We start from the raw sequence: 16,771 nt of genomic DNA, 5'->3' as shown, positions 1-16,771 counted from the left end.
GCTCGCCTTGCGACAATCAGATGGCCGGTTGCGAAGCAGAGCCGACGCCTGAGCGGCCTTCCGGCGGCGCATGTGACCGGCAGTTTGTGGCCGTCTGCGGCCGCATAACACCGGCCGGGACCGGCCCCCGTGGTCACGATCAGTGGGTGGGCGCCGTTCAATCCTCGCCGAACCCCTCATCAGGGTGCAGCGCTTCGAGCGGCTCAAGGATCGTCCTCACCCGCGTGAGTTCCATGACAAATTCATCAATCAGATCGAGTGCGTCCAGCACCCGCTCGGGCAAGGCGCCTTCGCGTCGCGCCGGCACTGATGGTGCGCCATTCAGCACCGAATGTGCCATGCTGTGGATCTCCAGTAGATCGTCACGTAGCCCCTCGGGATCGTGAAGTTGGGCGCGGAGACGATCGACGATATCGACGGCGGCCAGCAGGCGGGTGGTGTCGTAGCTCGATTCGAGCCGCTCGAGCGCGGCGGTGTCGACATCGCCGAAATAGGTCGTAGTGATGGCCGGGCGTGCAGTCATTGGCGGGATGCGTAGGTGCGGGCACCATGGCCGAACAGCGGGTCCCTGATCCAGGCTTCCGGCCGGCGATCCAGATGCAGTTTATAGTGGCCGAAGCGCCGGATGTTGTGGGTCGGATACGGGCTCAGAAATTCGATGTCTTCGGCGCGCACTTTCTCGCCGTTTGCCGCCATCTCGCGCAGCGCCTGCATCATGTCCACGGTGTTCTGCAGGATCACGGCCGATGCGACCAGGTCGTTGTAGCGTAGCCGCTTCTGCTGCTCCTCCGGCTCGTTCTCGGCAATCACATCACCACCGAACGACAGCCATTTGGAGAAGCCATTGTACGACTCGATCTTGTTCGTGTTCGCGGTGACCTCCTGCCGCAATTCCAGACTGCCGATCCACTCGAGCAGGAACACCGTGCGCACGACGTTGCCGAGCTCGCGTGCGGCCAGATACAGCCGGTTCTTGCGGCTTTCGGAGCCGAGCCGGCGCAGCAGCAGCGGCGACGAGATCGTACCTGCCTGAATCGACAGCGCGACCTGCATCAGTTCCTGCCAGTGCTGCTCGATCAGCACCCAGTCGATCGTGGCGGTGAACAGCTTGTCGATGTGCTTGTATTTGGCCTTGCTGTCCGGCCGATACAGGACGAGGTCCTTCCAGTTGCGAATCCGCGGCATCAGGTTGATGCCGAGCAGGTACGTGAATGCGAAAACGGCGGCCGACTGGCCCTGCGTGTCAGCATGAACGGTGTCCGTCTTGACCGACAGCCCCGCCTTCAGGAGTCCCTCGATCACATAGATCGCTTCCCAGACGCCCGGCGGAATGAAGTGCTGGAACACCGCGATATAGTTGTCGGCGACGTGCCGGTACGCGACCGCGCCCATTTTCCGGTAGCGGAAGTGATAGCCGGCCAGCAGGTTGTTGTCGTAGAAATCGTATTGCGTGCCGTCAGCCGCCACCGTCTTGCCATCGCCCCAGTGTTTCGGCAGGTCCAGCCGCAGGTACAGTTCGATCAGTTCACGTTGTGCGGTCTCGAGCTTGTCCAGGCTCATATGCCGACGGTTGACGAACGACAGCATATGCGCGGTGACATCGGAGTCGAGATGGCGGGCCGCCTGGGTCGGGCCGAGATTGCAGCCCATCGCGAAAATGGTCAGCAGGTAGCGCTCGGCGGCCTTGCGAATCTGCGGATCGCTCCCGGACAAGGGCCCGAAGTGCCGCGTGAAGTGGGTCCAGTGCTCGATGTTCGCGAGGATGTCCAGCATGTTCCGCGTCGGCAGGCGGGTGTTGAGCCGCTCCTGTAAAGCGATCGCACTCGCCGGGATTTCCTTGGCGACGGTTTTGCGCAGGATCGGCTCACCGTGACGGTCGATCACGACGTGCTCGCGCTTGTGCGGTAGTTCGGTGTCGAGCTTGTGGCAGGCGTCGGTCCACCATTGACGAAGATCGAGCACGAAGTCACTGCCAGTCGTTGGCATGCCGAGCTTGTCGCAGTAGTCGGGCAATTGCTGCTCGCATTGCCGCCACGGCAGCAGGTGGTCGCGATAGTCAGCGTAGGCGTCGGAGCCCGATACGCACAGATCGCCGACCCGAAGTTCCTCGGCCATGTATGAGAACACGCAGAGCTCGAGATACCGGCGGTTGGTCGGCGATCCGTCGCCGTGCGAGCGCCGCACGAGCTTGCGCCACCGCGGTGCGGCGAAGCTCACGTCGACGTCCGCATCGATCCACTCGCGATGCAGCGATTCGTTCTCCATCACCGCATCGAGTGCGTTCAGCAGCGAGCGGACTGGGCTCGTCGAATCCCATTCGAGCGTACGGGCCACGCGCATCATGACCGAACGGTGTGCCTTGAAGTGCTTCCAGAGCAGCGGCAGATAGTTGCGGCCACTGAACGCGCGGATTGCCGCACAGCTCTCGCGCAAGGGCTCCAGGTCACCTTTCGGCGCGAGCAGCTTCCTGACCGCTCGGGCGATGGCCGTCTCGTCGGATTCGTCGGCGAGGATGTCGGCCACGCCGTCGAGCAGGACCACGTGGTCCTCGACCTGATCACGCTGCTTGCGCTGGATCACGTCCAGCTCGTCGCTCGCGCGCTTGTGGATCGCGGCCATCCGTCGCACGAACATGTCGGCGAGATCGTCGCGGGCGCGCACGCGCATGCGGTTGAGCAGCGCGACGATCAGTGTGTAGCGCTTCTCGGGGAGTGTGTCATTCCTGAGCGCGGACGCGTCGAGCGCCATCGCCTGATTCGCGAGCGAGCGCAGCTTCGAGGCCGGAATCCCGGCGACGGCCAGTGAAAAATCGCCGAGTTCGTCGAGCCAGGCAAGCTGATCGATCAATATGTCCAGATGCTGGCGCGATGGGCGTTTCGCATGCCGCTTGATGCGGTTGTAGGCGGTCTGCCGGCTCGACAGGTCGCGGGCGAGTAGCCGATCGAGCGCGAGTTTCTGTTCATCGGTCAGCCGTCGCGTGACGCGCTTGAACAGTCGGGACTGCGCCCGGGCATGGATCTGTTCAGTCAGCCGGTCGAGCGTCGAGAACGCCGGCAGCTCGATATCGCGCGCGATCAGCTCGTCGATCGTCGCGTTGATAATGTCCACCGGCTGGTCCATCGTCAGCGACGCCGTATGCGCTGCCCATGTCGCGATCGCGTTCGCGTCGGTGCCGTAATACGGCTTCACGTCGAGCCAGGTGCGAACCGCCGCGTAATGCCGGAACAGCGTTGGGGAGGTCTCAGTGTCGTAGCCGAATTGCACGGTGTCGCCGATATCGGCGGCTGCCCGAACGTGTTCAACGACGCCGGCCGAAATGGTATCGAGCGGAGGGAAATAGTGCAGTTGCTGAAAGACCTTCAGCAGCACCAGCAGGCCCAGTCGAGGTCGCTCGCCGCGCGTTGCCCGGCGTGCCCATTCGAGCTCGTCGGGCAGTGGCGTGTAGCAGGTTTGCAGTTCCCGGGGCGCCAGGACCTCGGGGAAGCGCGGGTACGCGGTGCGTTCGAGGGTAGCCATTGCGGATCGTCCGGATCGCAGAGGGCCGCTCAGATTAGCGCAAGAAGAATCAGACGTTACTGCACAAATTGTAATAAACGGCGCAGTCTTTATAACTACAAGAATTATGATAGGAATTTACGCTTACCATACCCTAGCAGGAGGTCATGAGCCGGTCCTCGCCCTGCCAGGACAAACCGGTCAGCGTACTGGAAGCCGGTTCGAAGGCGTACAGTTCGTCGCCCTGCGCATGCCAAAGACGTAATTCGCGTCCTGCGGTGGTCGCCAGGACTCCTTTTTCCGACCACGCCAGGTTCTGGACCCAGCCGCGACCCGCGTTCAGTCGGCGCAGTTCCGTCCCCTCGTCCGGCGCCCATAGCGCCGCACTGTTGTCCAGTCCGCCGCTTGCCAGAATCCGCGCGTCTGGCGACCAGGCGAGACTTCCCACCCCCATGGCGTGAGCGTCATGGCACCACATCTTGCGGCCATCAAGCGCGTCGTGAATTGCCAGGGTGCCATCCGCATGTCCCACCGCAACCCGTGTTGCATCTGGCGACCATGCCAACGCGCTCACGTAATCGCTCCCCTGTGCCTCCCACATGACCCGCAGCGGCGGTGACTTCTCGATGCGGCTCATACGAGACACGCTCTCAGGCCTTCAGTTAGCGCCTGACGGTCGAGTTCACGTCCGATGAACACGATCTCGCTGCGGCGCGGCTCACCGGCTTTCCAAAGCCGATCCACGCTGCTGTCCATCAGCATATGCACGCCCTGCAGGACGACGCGACGGTTCTCGCCCGCAATATTGGAAGATACCCTTCATGCGATAGATGTCCGCGCCCTTTTCCGCCAGCAGTGGACCGAGCCAACGGTTGAGCTTGTGCTCGGACAACGCACCTTCGAGGCTGATACCCACCGAATTGACGGCCTCATCGTGAGTGTGGCCCGCGTTGAACTCGCGGCTAATCAACGGAGTGATGCGCTGCCCATCCCGCTCGAGCCGCAGATCGAACTCGTCTGGACCGTGCTCAGTGACCAGTGCGTACGGACCCGCCTGCGAAATGAGCAGTTGCACGCTTCGCTCCGCACCCTCTTCGGGAACGCGCAGGCTGACTGCAGTGCTACCGGCCATCAGCTTTGCACTGGCTGGCTGTAACTTGCGTTGCCTGGTAAAGGCGATGTTCGCGCTGGCCACCACTTTGTCCATGTGTTCTGGTGTGACGCCCTTGGCCGGCGTCAACAGCGTGCCGATTGTGCGATCAGGGCCGCCACCGTAGCGCAGTTCCGTAATACCGGGCGGCAGTTACCAGATGCCGACCCACTCGAACGGATATTCCGGTTCGAGGAAGGTCGGTCGATCTTCGAGTACCCGGCTCAGGTCAAAGCCCCCCACATCCATCACTGTCTTTACGGGTATATCGGCGTTGACCGTGCGGTGGATGCGCGCCAGCCCGTTCATGCCGTGCACACGCTGCTCCAGCATGTCCAGTTCCGGGCTTGCCACGAGGTCGGCCTTGTTAAGCAGGATCACGTCGGCAAAGGCAATCTGCTCGCGCACCTCGTCCGTGTCGTCGATATGCAACTGCACGTGCTTTGCATCGACGACCGTGACGATACCGTCCAGCCGGAGTGCTGAGCGGATCTCATCGTCGACGAAAAACGTTTGGCATACCGGACCAGGGTCGGCCATGCCAGTCGTCTCAACCAGGATGTGATCGAAGCGATCGCGACGACGCATCAGGTTGCCCAGGATACGGATCAGATCGCCACGCACGGTGCAGCAGATGCAGCCATTGTTCATCTCGAACACTTCTTCGTCCGCGTTGATCACCAGCGCATCGTCAATGCCAATCTCGCCGAACTCGTTTTCGATCACGGCAATACGCAGACCGTGCTTCTCGCTCAGGATACGATTGAGGAGCGTCGTCTTGCCCGCGCCCAAAAAACCAGTCAGCACTGTGACTGGAACACGTGTGTCGTCCATGGTAGCTCGCTGTAGCCAATAGAGGAAGCGTCCAGGCATGCGCCAACCCTGGCCGCAGTGAACCGCACATCGCATCGGGAACAGGAAATGACTTCAATCGTGGCGTGCGCGGCCTCGTAGGACGCGTTCGCCGAACCATGCTGTCTGCTTATGTTGACCGAGCCGAACGCAGAGCTGAGAAATGTTATAACATTCCATCCTCTTTGAGAAGATGTTTCGGGTTGGCCAAAGCCGCGCGTAAGGCGCTCCATAGCGCGCCAATCGCTGCAGTGAGAGCCGTTTAGCGGTGGCGTGAACGTCTACATGAGTAGGACGCCAATTGGCGCCCGTTAGTGAGGCTCACAAAAAGTCATGGGTCGCCGCCCGCAACGGCTGGGATGGCTTGGAGAGGAGATGTCACGATTCGCGAAAGGTAGCAGCGGGCTTTTGAATGTAACGATACTGGAGCCGGCGGCTACAAGTGACTTCATGATATGGCACGCACATAGGGCACACACACAAACACCCCAATGATTTTCCTTGTTCGCCAGGCAAGCACTCGATGACCGACGTAAATGCGACGAATGCGTTCTTACGGCAGGCCGATGCCCGCTGCACATTGCACGGGCATCGGCTGACGCCCCAGCGCCGGCAGGTCCTCGCATTATTGCTGAGCCGGGGCGGCCGCGCCACGGCGTATCAGTTGCTGGAAGACATGCGGGCGGTCCGCACCAATGTCGCACCAGCCACTATCTACCGGGCCTTGCATTTCCTGATGGAGCAGGGCCTTGTGAGGCGGGTTGCCACAACCAGTACCTTTATGGCGTGCGGTGATGTCGACGGACAGCACGAGGTTTTCATGGTTTGCAAGCGCTGCGGGTCGGTTTCGGTGGTCCACGATGAGGCGCTGCGGAGGAAGCTTGAGCGCGCGGCGCGCACCGCTCACTTCGTCGTCGACGGCCAGGAAACTGAAATCAAGGGGTTGTGCGAATCCTGCTCGCACGCTGGGTGACCTTTCGTACCCGCCTCGCAATGCAGTCAGGTGCGGAAAAAAACGCCGTGCGTGTATTATTCTGGAATGAAATGTTATAACATTGCGATCTGCATTGCATCTAACAGTTTGCGCGCAAAAGATTACCGATTCCGATAGCGGTGGCGTTACAAACACCGCCGCAGTGCGTATTGCCTGGCACAAGGACAAGTGGGCGCGACGACGCAGGGGATACCGCGTGGTGCGATGCGACCTATTCAACAACGACAGTCAAGCTAATGAAACATCGCACACTTTTCTCTCACGCCGCGTTGCTGCTTTTCGCCCAAGCGCTAGCGGGCCATGTTTATGCCGCGCCGGGCGACGGCTCCGTGGGCGGCCTCGTCACGGATAGTCTCGGCAAGCCTGTAGCGGACGCCAATGTGGTCCTTCAGACCGCCACCGGGGCGTCCGCAGCAACCACAAAAACCGATGCAGGCGGGCATTTCACGGTGCAGGATGTCGCGCCGGGGACTTATGCAATTGTTGTCACCGCAACGGGATTCACTAGCGGGAGCAGCATCGCCACCACCAGCCCTGGAACGGAAAGTTCCGTTACCGTCGCGCTCACAAAGAGCGACGCGATTGACGTGCGGGTCAGTGCCCAGCGCCTGGACCAGGCGCGTAACGGACTGTCGCCGGAAACCGGCAGCAGCGTGTACCGCATTACCAGCGCGGACATCCGCAACATGCCGCAGGGCGATGCGACGCCGCTCAACCAGGTCCTGCTGCAAGCGCCCGGCGTCGCGCAGGATTCATATGGCATGGTCCACGTGCGGGGCGAACACGCGAACCTGCAATACCGGATCAACGGCATCATGGTTCCGGAACCGATCTCCGGCTTTGGCCAGTCCTTCGATACGCGCATCATCGACCAGGTGGACCTGCTCACCGGCGCGCTTCCCGCGCAATACGGGTTGCGCACCGCTGGCATCGTCGACATCACGACCAAGTCGGGCGAAGCGGGCAACGGCGGCTCGCTAGGCGTGTACGGCGGCAGCCACGGCACCGCGCAGACGAGCGGCGACGTGTACGGCACCCAGGGCGCACTGACTTACTTCTTCAGCGGTTCGGCCGGCGTCAACGATCTCGGCATCGAAGCGCCGACCTCGGACGGCTCGCCGCTGCATGACCACACCCGGCAAGGCAATGCGTTCGGCTACATGTCGTACCTGATCAACCCGCTTACCCGGGTCAGCGTCGTCTTTGGCACCGCGAGCAACCAGTTCGAAATTCCGAATACACCAGGGCAACCGACCCAATTCGTGCTCAACGGCCGCACTGATTTCGATTCCGCGGCGCTCAACGAAACCCAGAGTGAACTCAACAACTTCGCGACCGTCGCGTTGCAGGGGACGAACGGCGACAAGCTCGACTATCAGGTCGCCTACTTCACGCGCTATACGCGCACGCAGTTCAACCCCGATCCGATCGGCGATCTGCTCTTTAACGGCGTCGCTTCGCAAGACTTCCGTAGCAATTGGGCCAATGGACTGCAGGGCGATACCACCTACCGGCTGAACAGTTCGCACACGCTGCGCGCCGGCGTGTATTTCGAACAGGACCGCGCGGTCGCCAACGACAGCGTCTCGGTGTTCCCCACTGTCGATGGCGCACAGTCCTCCGACCAGCCCATGACGATCAACAGCGCGAGCACGACGATCGGCCGGCTCTTTGGCGTCTATGTGCAAGACGAGTGGAAGGTGAACGACAAGCTCATCATCAATTACGGACTGCGCTACGACAAAATGAACGAGGTCGTCGATGCCAGCCAGTTGAGCCCGCGCGTCGGCGTGGTGTACAAGGCAACGCCGAGCACCACCCTGCATGCAGGTTACGCGCGGTACTTCACACCTCCGCCTCTCGAACTGATTGCGCCGACCACGGTGGCGCAGTTCAACAACACGACAAACCAGGCTGCGAGTCCGCAAAATTCGCCAGTGCAACCCGAGCGAAGCCATTACTTCGATGTCGGCGTCACCCAGCGCGTCACCTCCGCCGTCACGGTGGGCGTGGATGCCTACTACAAGAAGGCGACCGATCTGCTCGACGAAGGGCAGTTCGGCACCGCCCTGATCAACACGCCGTTCAACTACCAGACGGGCCACGATTACGGCGTCGAATTCACCGCCAACTATAAGGACGAGCATTTTTCCGCATACGCGAATCTCGCGCTTAGCCGCGCAACCGGCGAAAACATCGTCTCGGGCCAGTTCAATTTCTCACCCGATGAACTTGCGTACATCGCCAGCCATCCCGTCAACCTCGACCATGACCAGTTGATCACCGGTTCGGCGGGGATCGCCTACACGTTTGCGCGTACGACCTACAGCGCGGATACCACCTTCGGCAGCGGTTTGCGCAGCGGTTTTGCGAACACGGACCATGTGCCGTTCTATGTGAATATCAACCTCGCGGTCATCCATCACTTCCAGGCGCCTCTTATTGGCAACTTCGATGGACGCGTGGTCGTGGTCAATCTGCTCAATCGTGCTTACCAGTTGCGCGACGGCTCCGGAATTGGCGTTGGCGCCCCGCAGTTCGCACCGACCCGCGCTTTCTATGCAGGCATCACGAAATACTTCTAAGGCGCCCGCGCGGCGCCCCGCCGCGTCAGCAGGAACCCACGACACTATGAACGATTTTTCCGAACTGTTTCTCGCTGTACGCCTGGGTGGATGGGTCGTCTACCCGTTGACCGTTCTCGGGGTGGCCGGCCTTGCGATCATCCTCGACAAGGCTTATTCGCTACACCGATTCGCGCGAATTCCAGCCCGCATTGACCAACTGATCGAGGCCTCCGTCGTCGATTTCGCGCAGACACGCGCACAGATCGCGGCTCTGCCCGAGCGCCATGCGCTGCGCAGCTTCGCCGTGCCGATTCTCGACGGCGGCCATGCGCCGATCTGGTGGATCGAGTCACGTGCCGAGACTGCCGCGCAGCATATCGAGCGCGCGCTGAACCGGGGGCTGTGGCTGCTCGAAACCATCGTGACGGCCGCGCCTCTGTTGGGACTGCTCGGTACGATCATCGGCATGATGCACTCATTCCGGCTGATCGGCGGACAGGGCGTCGTGAACCCAACCGGTGTGACGGGTGGTGTCGCGCAAGCGCTGATCGCTACCGCAATCGGCCTGCTGATCGCTCTGGTCGCGCTCTTCGCGTTCAATTATTTTTCGCGGCGGGTCGGCGAGTTGCTCGATCACTTCGAGCGCGTCGGCACACGGCTGATCGGGCAGCTCCGACTCGACCAGGAAGATCCCGAACGAGCGGCGCAACACCATCTCGACCGGGAACGCGCGGAAGGGCCGGCGCATCTGCGGTTCGCCGGTGAGCATGCGCAAGGACCTCGCACGTGAAACTGAAACGTTCAAGACAGGCTCGGCGCGGGAAGATCGAAATCATCCCGATGATCGACGTGATGTTCTTTTTGCTCGCGACGTTTATGCTCGCATCGCTTTCGATGCAGCGGCTCGATTCGGTGAAGATCGACTTGCCGGGCGGCCAGGCGCAACGACTCAACCTGGACACGCCGCTCACACTCACGGTCACGCGTGCCAATGCTATCTTCGTCAATCGCCAGCCAGTGCAGCTTGCTGCGCTTGCGGGTGATCTGCGGCCGTTGCTGAAGCCAGACGGCAACCTGGTGGTTGCCGCCGACGACGCGGCGTCGCACGGCGTGGTCGTCAAGGCGATGCTTGAAGCACGGAAAGCCGGCGTGCAGCACTTCCTGATCGCCGTTCACCATGAGTAACGTTGGCCGCCGCAGCAATACGTCCTTGCTCGACGAACCGACAACCCGCATCCTCGTTGTGGTGGCTGTCGCGTTCGGGTTGTGGTGCGCAGGGCTCGTACTCGTCGGCGGACTGCTCGTGACGACTGAGATCACGCCGCCCTCGCCTCCGAATCTCGACGCGCAACTCGTTGAAATAGAATCCCCGCCGCCGGCCACAAGCATGCCCGCGCCGGCCGCGCCGGCTCATCCGGCACCGCCGGCGACCATTAAGCATGCAACGCCGGCGCCGGTGCATCATGCAACTCCCGTACGTCAGGAACCGTCCCGGCAAGCTGCCGCGCATGTCGCGCCGCCAGTTGCACCCTCGGGCCCTGCTGCGCCTTCGGTGGCGCCATCCCCAGCCCCTTCTGCGCCGCTGGCATCGGCAATGCCATCGGTGAGTGTCGCCAATCGCTCATCGGCCGGGACCGACCTCGCCGCCAGCGGCAGCGGCCATACTGGCGCGCGCGTCATCACGCAGCCACTGCCGGAAATCCCGGACGACTTGCGCGAAGCCGCGTATCACGCCATTGCACTTGCGCGTTTCACGATTCACCCCGACGGTTCCGTCGACGTTGAACTCCTGCAGCCGACGCAACAGCCGCGTCTGAACCAGCTGCTGCTCGCCTCGCTGCACAACTGGCGCTTCTTCCCGGCGACCGAGAATGGCAAGCCGGTCGAGAGTCATCAAGACGTTCGCGTCCATCTTGTGGTCCAGTAGCGCATGCCTGGCGTATGCCATGGCGGTGACCAGATGTAGCAGCGACAAGTGCCGCGAGGCCCGCTAACTGGCGTGGCGCATGGTCTGCTGTTGCTTAGATTTGCAGGATGCCTGCTCTAGACCACGGACATGAGCGCGCGCCACGGGCGCATGCGGGCAGGCGTCCGTCGTATGAACCTGAACAATGGAAGACGAACCGTACGTCCTGTTCGGCCGGGGCACCCCGGTATCTGCAAGCTAGAGAGCTAGCCCTGAGCGGCGCAGCAATCCGCCAGGCCCAAGGCAACAAGAATCCGGACGCCGGGATGGCCCGAGGCGGACGAAGACTTCGCGCGCGATGTGCTATGGGCGCTTGGTGGTGTCCTGGACAATCTCAATCATGACTTGACTTAACGGATTGCGGCAAACCGCGAAACCTTCGTTTCAGTGAATCGTAATGCCGCCTTGATAGGACGCCCATTCTGCGTGCCAATCGAAGGCGTCGGACGCGGGACTGGTCGGGGCACGTCGGAAGGGAATCCGAACGTATCTAGTCACGGAGCACCGCCCACTGCGCGCAGCACCTCTGCGCGCCAGGGTATCGACGTTCCGATGCCAACTGCTCGATTCCGCGACGCGTCGGCTGAATTCGCAGACGGGATCAATAGGCTTCGCGCTGCGGTCGACGAACATGAAGGCAAGCCAGGCTAGTCTTGCACATTGGCTCACGGAACCCTGCGGGAAGACACGCGCCACACGGGGACGGTTGGCTATAACGTGCAGGCTGCAGTTGACGTGAAACGATTGGCTCATATCGGGCCCGAAGCTGCCGCTCAGAAGTCGTTTCCAACGGCTCAAAGGGGTCGCGTGATGCCGATCGCAGGCCAGCGGGGTTCAAGCTGCGTATGCAAGGTGCATGAGTCGGCACCCGGCCGAGGGTGTGTGAAAACGCATTGATCGCCTAAACTGAATCAACGCATTGAGATCGGGTGACTCATGAAGCGATTCGTTGAAGGCGATGACCGCAAGCAGGTCGCACTACTTCCCGAATGCGTCGATGACTACATCGGAGAGGACAACCCGGTCAGGATCGTAGATGTCTTCGTCGACGAACTGGACCTTGCGGAACTTGGTTTCAACGGTACCACACCCGCAATCACGGGCCGCCCGTCCTACCATCCTGGTGTGATGCTCAAGATCTACATCTACGGATATCTGAACCGGGTACCATCCAGCCGGCGTCTTGAGCGCGAATGCCAGCGCAATGTCGAGATGATGTGGCTGACTGGACGTCTGACACCGGACTTCAAGACGATCGCAGACTTTCGTCGCGACAATGGTGCGGCAATTCGCAATGTATGCCGGCGTTTCGTCGAACTGTGTCGCGGACTCAAGCTGCTCGCCAGCGACACGGTCGCCATCGATGGCAGCAAGTTCAAGGCTGTGAACAGCCGTGACAGGAACTACACGGCTGGCAAGATCGACAAGCGTCAGCAGCAGATTGAAGAAAGCGTTCAGCGATATCTCGACATGATTGAAACCGCAGATCGGACCAATCCGATAGGTTTCGATGTGAAGACCGTGCGTCTGTACGAGAAGATCGCTCGCTTGCGCCAGCGGATGCGTGAGCTCGAACAGATCAAAAAGCAGTTGAAGACACAACCGGACGGACAGTTGTCGCTTACGGATCCGGACTCCCGTTCCATGACCAGTGGTGGCAAAAGAACCGGAACGGTCGGCTACAACGTGCAGGCCGCCGTGGACACGAAGCATCATCTGATCGTTGAGCACGAGGTGACTAATATCGGAAGCGATCAGGGGCAACTCAGCACGATGGCTTTGTCGACGAAGAACGCGATGGGTAAGCCGAAGCTGAAAGTGCTGGCTGACCGCGGCTACTACAGCGGTCCGGATATCCTCGCGTGCGAACTTGTCGGGATCAAAACGTATGTCCCGAAACCACTCACCTCCGCATCAAGGAAGAAGGGTCTCTTTACCAAGCGAGACTTCGTCTACGTTGCGAGGAACGACGAATATCGATGCCCTGCTGGCGAGCGTGCAATTCGTCGATTCACAACCGTTGAGCATGACATGACTCTGCAGGTCTACTGGCCCAGTGCCTGCCCGCGTTGCCATCTCAAGGGGAGATGTTCTCCCAGCGACTATCGTCGCATCCGACGATGGGAGCACGAACACATACTGGAAGCCATGCAGCGTCGGCTCGAGCGGAAGCCAGATGCAATGACCATCCGCAGGAGTACCGTTGAGCATGTATTTGGTACGCTCAAGCACTGGATGGGTGCCACGCACTTCCTGACCCGGACGCTCGGGAGGGTGAGCACTGAAATGAGTCTTCAGGTATTGGCCTACAACCTGAAGCGCGTCATGAATATACTTGGGGTTGCCGCGACAATAAAGGCGATGAGGATGGCTGAAACCTAAGGCCCTGAGGGGCTTTTTTGCACTTGCGACGTTACGTTAGCGCGAACCCGATCTACCAATCCCGATTAGCCAGGCTGGCGAACTCGCCTTCAGCGATAAGAAAACAGTTTCCACACACCCTCGGCCACAAGCCGCCGGTCGAGGTCGCCATCCAATCTGAATAACGAAGGGCTCGTTCGCCCTTGCTCAATGGCCGGTCTCCGCCGAGCGAATTACCGGTGGCACTGCCCCAACCCGGCCAAGAAGGGTCCTTCGCACTCTGTCGGCGAACGTCTGCTGACGAGCGACGAGCCGCCATTTTGGCAAAGCGACGGCGACCGACGATTCGACAGGCGAGCGAGCTCAATTTTCAAGTGCTGTATGCAGCGGCTAAGATTCGATGGCCATTCCGGCCGACGATGACTTCCGTTGGAGCGGTCCGTCCCCGTTGCTTCTCGCCGAGGCAGAGCTTCCGCAATGTGTCATCACGGCCAGCGCTTTGATTGCCCTTTTTAGACGGTGTTAGGAACTTCCGGTCAGAACCTGGTACCCTGGAGGGATGACAAGAGAGAAACGTAAAGCGTACCCGACAGACGTGTCAGACGAAGAATGGAGCTTCGTAGCAGCGTATCTGACGTTGATGGATGAGAGTGCACCACAGCGTAAATACGAGTTGCGCGAGATGTTCAATGCGTTGCGCTGGATGGCTCGCGCTGGGGCTGCGTGGCGAATGCTGCCGACCAACTTTCCGCCGTGGGAACTCGTGTACCAGCAGACGCAACGATGGCTGGCGGCCGGCTGTTTCGAGTGCATGGTGAGTGATCTTCGTTCGATCATCCGTGTCGCGCAGGGGCGGCGGGGGCAGCCCAGCGCGGTGATCCTTGATGGCCGTACGATGCAATCGACATGTGAGAGCGGTCCACGCGCAGGCTATGACGGCTACAAGCGCAAGCGTGGCAGCAAGGTGCATATGGCGGTCGACACGCTGGGTCAGTTGCTCGCCGTACACGTGACGCCGGCCAACGAGCAGGAGCGCGCACAGGTGATAGAGCTGGCGCGCCAGGTGCAGCAGGCAACGGGAGAAACCGTGAAAGTGGCCTTTGCCGATCAGGGTTACACGGGCGAAGCTCCTGCGCAGGCCGCGCGCGCTCAGGGAATTGATCTCCAGGTGGTCAAGCTCGATGAAGCGAAAAAGGGTTTCGTGCTGTTGCCACGTCGATGGGTAGTCGAGCGCAGCTTCGGATGGCTCAACCGCTTTCGACGCCTCGCTCGTGACTACGAACGCTTGCCCGAAACACTCGCAGGTCTGCATTTTGTCGTCTTCGCCATGCTTATGCTTGTCCATGCAATCCCAGTACTTCGAAGTTCCTAACACCGTCTAATGGCCAGCCCATATGGGATAGAGGACATTATCAGATATAAGGAACGTATGTACCGGCCTCCGCTCACATCACACGTATCGCCCTCGTCAGTAAAAAAAAATGCCCGTCCAGACGGGGACGGGGCCAAAAATAATTCCCGGAGAAAGTCGCGTCGGCGCAGGTGTGTCCACGGACTCTCGCTCCGCTTTCACTACGCCGTGACTGCCGTTTCGTCAGGACCCGCGACGAGAGTCCCAACGCATCTGGACGCGACCTTTTCAATCAGGCTGTATCGGTCGTGCCCAGATTAATTTGCGCCGGCGGTTGCTTTTGCCGGCGCACACACTGCTGTTGCGCCCTGCGACAGGGCTAGATCCGTCCCGCCTCAGGCTTCCTTAGAACCGCGTGCGCATCCCGACCGTGCCGACCACCTGGTTCGCCGTCGACGACGCACCACCCGACGTATTGATGAAGGCGACAACGTTCTGGCCAATTGCGTGCTGATACATGCCTTCGGCGTAAACATCAGTGCGCCTGGAAAGCGCATAGACAGCCTGCACATTGACCTGATTCCACTTCGGATCGGTGCCGTAGTGCGTGCCGGACGCATTAAACGCACCTGACAGATGGGCATCGGTGTACGTGTCAGTGATGCCCAGCGTAACTGCCGGTGCCAGGGTGTACTTGGCGTTCAGTTCATAGTTGTTGAAGCGCTGCGAACCGTTGTTGAGGTTGAACGATTGCGTGCCTTGATAATGGCTGTTCGTGTACACGAAGCCGAACACTGCCGGGCCGAACGTGTAGTTCAGACCCGCGCCGATCACGCGCTGAACGTCCGCCCCGAACCTGAAACCACCCGTCTGGGTAGGCGCTTCGGCGAGGTCTACTGCGCCACTGGTGTTCGCCTGGGGGGCGGCGCCGTTGCCGTTGATCTGCAGGTAGCCGGCGGCCGCCTTGATCGGGCCATAGTCGTAGCTTGCGCCCGCGCTGTAAGCACGGTTCTGGGTGAAGTCAGTGTTATTCGAGAACGCGTAGAGGCCGCCGAACTTCAGGCCTGCATAGTTGTTGCTCATGTACTTGACCGCGTTGCTGATGCGCAGCGTGTGGTTCAGGTTGTCGTTGTCGTACGGGTGCGCGAAGCCCGTGTCGCCGAACGTGCCAGCCGTGCCGGACAGCGGTGCCACGAAGTCAACCACCGAGTCATACTGGCGGCCCAGCGTCACTGTACCGAACTCGTTGCTGCTCAGACCGACAAACGCCTGGCGACCAAACATCCGGCTGTCCTGGCCGAGCTTGCCGTTCTGCACGTTGAAGCCGTTTTCCAGCACGAAAATGGCCTTCAGACCGCCGCCGAGGTCCTCGGCGCCGCGCAGACCGAACCGGCTGCCGTTAATGGTGCCGCTGGTCGCCTGAAAAAGGCTGCCGTGCGCCGTGGCGGAGGTCTTGACGTTGTTGGTATACATCAGACCAGCGTCGATCAGGCCGTACAGGGTGACCGAACTCTGTGCATGGGCGGCCGAGGCGGCGAGTGCACCGGAGAGCGCGAGGGCGACCGGGATTTTTTTCATGAATTAACTCCAGCGGATTCAGGTGGAAATAGCGACGCGAGTATAGGAAGGCAGGTGCAGCACGACATCATTCCGGGCTGCATTAGGGTCTTCCAATTTGCTGAAGTATTTGTCACAAATTCGTAGCAATGCCGATAACCGTCCTGCCAGCAAGGAAGCAGTACTGCTGTACTTCATTCGTACGGGTCGATTTCTGTCGATCTCTGTTGCGTTGAGGCGACGGCATCGAGGTTAGTCTACGACCGCGGATTTGACGTAACACCTGTTCTCCACAGGCGGCCTCCCGCTGCGGCCGCTATTGAGCGTCGTCGTGGTGACATTCGAAGAAGCTACGTAGAAGAGATTCCCGCGGAACATGCGGTAACCTGGTTCGACCATTAGTGATTTAAACCACACGGGAGGCTCCGACTCGCGTGGCGCTCGGGTGGGCGCAGCAATGTCGCTTTGTTGAAGTTGC

14 protein-coding genes are annotated in these 16,771 nt (G+C 60.7%); 7 read left to right on the top strand and 7 right to left on the bottom strand.

All coding sequences use genetic code 11. The features are described 5' to 3' along the window. Nucleotides 1-157: 157 nt before the first annotated feature. The 6 genes from tnpC to F6X42_RS23570 all read right to left on the bottom strand — a co-directional run bounded on the left by tnpC (nt 158) and on the right by F6X42_RS23570 (nt 5,479). A complete protein-coding gene (tnpC, locus tag F6X42_RS23590) occupies nt 158-523 on the bottom strand; it encodes a Tn3 family transposase post-transcriptional regulator TnpC (protein WP_090812213.1) in 366 nt (121 codons plus the stop codon). Then, nucleotides 520-3,516, bottom strand: a complete 2,997-nt coding sequence (locus tag F6X42_RS23585; RefSeq protein WP_187636506.1) for a Tn3 family transposase — start codon at nt 3,514-3,516, stop codon at nt 520-522. Before F6X42_RS23585 ends, tnpC begins: the two co-directional genes overlap by 4 nt. 133 nt (nt 3,517-3,649) lie before the next feature. Next, nucleotides 3,650-4,132, bottom strand: coding sequence for a WD40 repeat domain-containing protein (locus tag F6X42_RS23580; RefSeq protein WP_187636505.1), 483 nt, complete (start codon nt 4,130-4,132; stop codon nt 3,650-3,652). Further along, a complete protein-coding gene (locus F6X42_RS45955) occupies nt 4,129-4,251 on the bottom strand; it encodes a GTP-binding protein (protein WP_376776409.1) in 123 nt (40 codons plus the stop codon). Before F6X42_RS45955 ends, F6X42_RS23580 begins: the two co-directional genes overlap by 4 nt. Continuing rightward, on the bottom strand, nt 4,214-4,702 hold the full coding sequence (locus tag F6X42_RS23575; RefSeq protein ID WP_222945696.1) for a GTP-binding protein: 489 nt from the start codon (nt 4,700-4,702) through the stop codon (nt 4,214-4,216). Before F6X42_RS23575 ends, F6X42_RS45955 begins: the two co-directional genes overlap by 38 nt. Before the next feature lie 96 nt (nt 4,703-4,798). Continuing rightward, nucleotides 4,799-5,479, bottom strand: coding sequence for a CobW family GTP-binding protein (locus F6X42_RS23570; protein ID WP_187636504.1), 681 nt, complete (start codon nt 5,477-5,479; stop codon nt 4,799-4,801). A gap of 541 nt (nt 5,480-6,020) precedes the next feature. On the opposite strand from F6X42_RS23570, the gene F6X42_RS23565 reads away from it, so the two are divergent. From F6X42_RS23565 to F6X42_RS23535, 7 genes are all read left to right on the top strand, one after another. After that, complete coding sequence (locus F6X42_RS23565) at nt 6,021-6,470, top strand: Fur family transcriptional regulator (RefSeq protein WP_187636503.1); 450 nt, start codon at nt 6,021-6,023, stop codon at nt 6,468-6,470. A gap of 257 nt (nt 6,471-6,727) precedes the next feature. Continuing rightward, entirely contained in the window at nt 6,728-9,076 is a 2,349-nt protein-coding gene (locus tag F6X42_RS23560) for a TonB-dependent receptor (RefSeq protein ID WP_187636502.1), read from the top strand. Between the two features lie 46 nt (nt 9,077-9,122). Continuing rightward, nucleotides 9,123-9,848: a MotA/TolQ/ExbB proton channel family protein gene (locus tag F6X42_RS23555; RefSeq protein ID WP_187636501.1), complete on the top strand. Its 726-nt coding sequence runs from the start codon at nt 9,123-9,125 to the stop codon at nt 9,846-9,848. Beyond that, nucleotides 9,845-10,243 carry an ExbD/TolR family protein gene (locus F6X42_RS23550; RefSeq protein ID WP_187636500.1) on the top strand — a complete coding sequence of 133 codons (399 nt, stop codon included), beginning with the start codon at nt 9,845-9,847 and terminating at the stop codon, nt 10,241-10,243. The genes F6X42_RS23555 and F6X42_RS23550 overlap by 4 nt, the downstream gene beginning before the upstream one ends. Next, on the top strand, nt 10,236-10,985 hold the full coding sequence (locus F6X42_RS23545) for an energy transducer TonB (protein WP_246530192.1): 750 nt from the start codon (nt 10,236-10,238) through the stop codon (nt 10,983-10,985). The genes F6X42_RS23550 and F6X42_RS23545 overlap by 8 nt, the downstream gene beginning before the upstream one ends. Nucleotides 10,986-11,960: 975 nt before the next feature. Next, nucleotides 11,961-13,406: an IS1182 family transposase gene (locus tag F6X42_RS23540; protein ID WP_187636499.1), complete on the top strand. Its 1,446-nt coding sequence runs from the start codon at nt 11,961-11,963 to the stop codon at nt 13,404-13,406. A 538-nt stretch (nt 13,407-13,944) separates the two neighbouring features. Continuing rightward, nucleotides 13,945-14,757 (top strand): IS5 family transposase, encoded by an 813-nt coding sequence (locus F6X42_RS23535; protein ID WP_187636498.1) that lies wholly within the window; start codon nt 13,945-13,947, stop codon nt 14,755-14,757. 384 nt (nt 14,758-15,141) lie between these two features. On the opposite strand, the gene F6X42_RS23530 is transcribed toward F6X42_RS23535, so the two are convergent. Beyond that, nucleotides 15,142-16,314 (bottom strand): porin, encoded by a 1,173-nt coding sequence (locus F6X42_RS23530; protein WP_187636497.1) that lies wholly within the window; start codon nt 16,312-16,314, stop codon nt 15,142-15,144. Nucleotides 16,315-16,771 lie beyond the last annotated feature (457 nt).

It is taken from the genome of Paraburkholderia podalyriae (assembly GCF_014397785.1).
Classification (GTDB): Bacteria; Pseudomonadota; Gammaproteobacteria; order Burkholderiales; family Burkholderiaceae; genus Paraburkholderia; species Paraburkholderia podalyriae.
The sequence above is the reverse complement of the archived record's forward strand: the minus strand, read 5'-3'. Positions and strand labels throughout refer to the sequence as shown.

Coding starts and splice junctions, on each gene's coding strand:
- tnpC (WP_090812213.1), bottom strand. CDS start 523: ATGACTGCACGCCCGGCCATCACTACGACCTATTTCGGCGATGTCGAC.
- F6X42_RS23585 (WP_187636506.1), bottom strand. CDS start 3,516: ATGGCTACCCTCGAACGCACCGCGTACCCGCGCTTCCCCGAGGTCCTG.
- F6X42_RS23580 (WP_187636505.1), bottom strand. CDS start 4,132: ATGAGCCGCATCGAGAAGTCACCGCCGCTGCGGGTCATGTGGGAGGCA.
- F6X42_RS45955 (WP_376776409.1), bottom strand. CDS start 4,251: ATGGACAGCAGCGTGGATCGGCTTTGGAAAGCCGGTGAGCCGCGCCGC.
- F6X42_RS23575 (WP_222945696.1), bottom strand. CDS start 4,702: ATGGACAAAGTGGTGGCCAGCGCGAACATCGCCTTTACCAGGCAACGC.
- F6X42_RS23570 (WP_187636504.1), bottom strand. CDS start 5,479: ATGGACGACACACGTGTTCCAGTCACAGTGCTGACTGGTTTTTTGGGC.
- F6X42_RS23565 (WP_187636503.1), top strand. CDS start 6,021: ATGACCGACGTAAATGCGACGAATGCGTTCTTACGGCAGGCCGATGCC.
- F6X42_RS23560 (WP_187636502.1), top strand. CDS start 6,728: ATGAAACATCGCACACTTTTCTCTCACGCCGCGTTGCTGCTTTTCGCC.
- F6X42_RS23555 (WP_187636501.1), top strand. CDS start 9,123: ATGAACGATTTTTCCGAACTGTTTCTCGCTGTACGCCTGGGTGGATGG.
- F6X42_RS23545 (WP_246530192.1), top strand. CDS start 10,236: ATGAGTAACGTTGGCCGCCGCAGCAATACGTCCTTGCTCGACGAACCG.
- F6X42_RS23540 (WP_187636499.1), top strand. CDS start 11,961: ATGAAGCGATTCGTTGAAGGCGATGACCGCAAGCAGGTCGCACTACTT.
- F6X42_RS23535 (WP_187636498.1), top strand. CDS start 13,945: ATGACAAGAGAGAAACGTAAAGCGTACCCGACAGACGTGTCAGACGAA.
- F6X42_RS23530 (WP_187636497.1), bottom strand. CDS start 16,314: ATGAAAAAAATCCCGGTCGCCCTCGCGCTCTCCGGTGCACTCGCCGCC.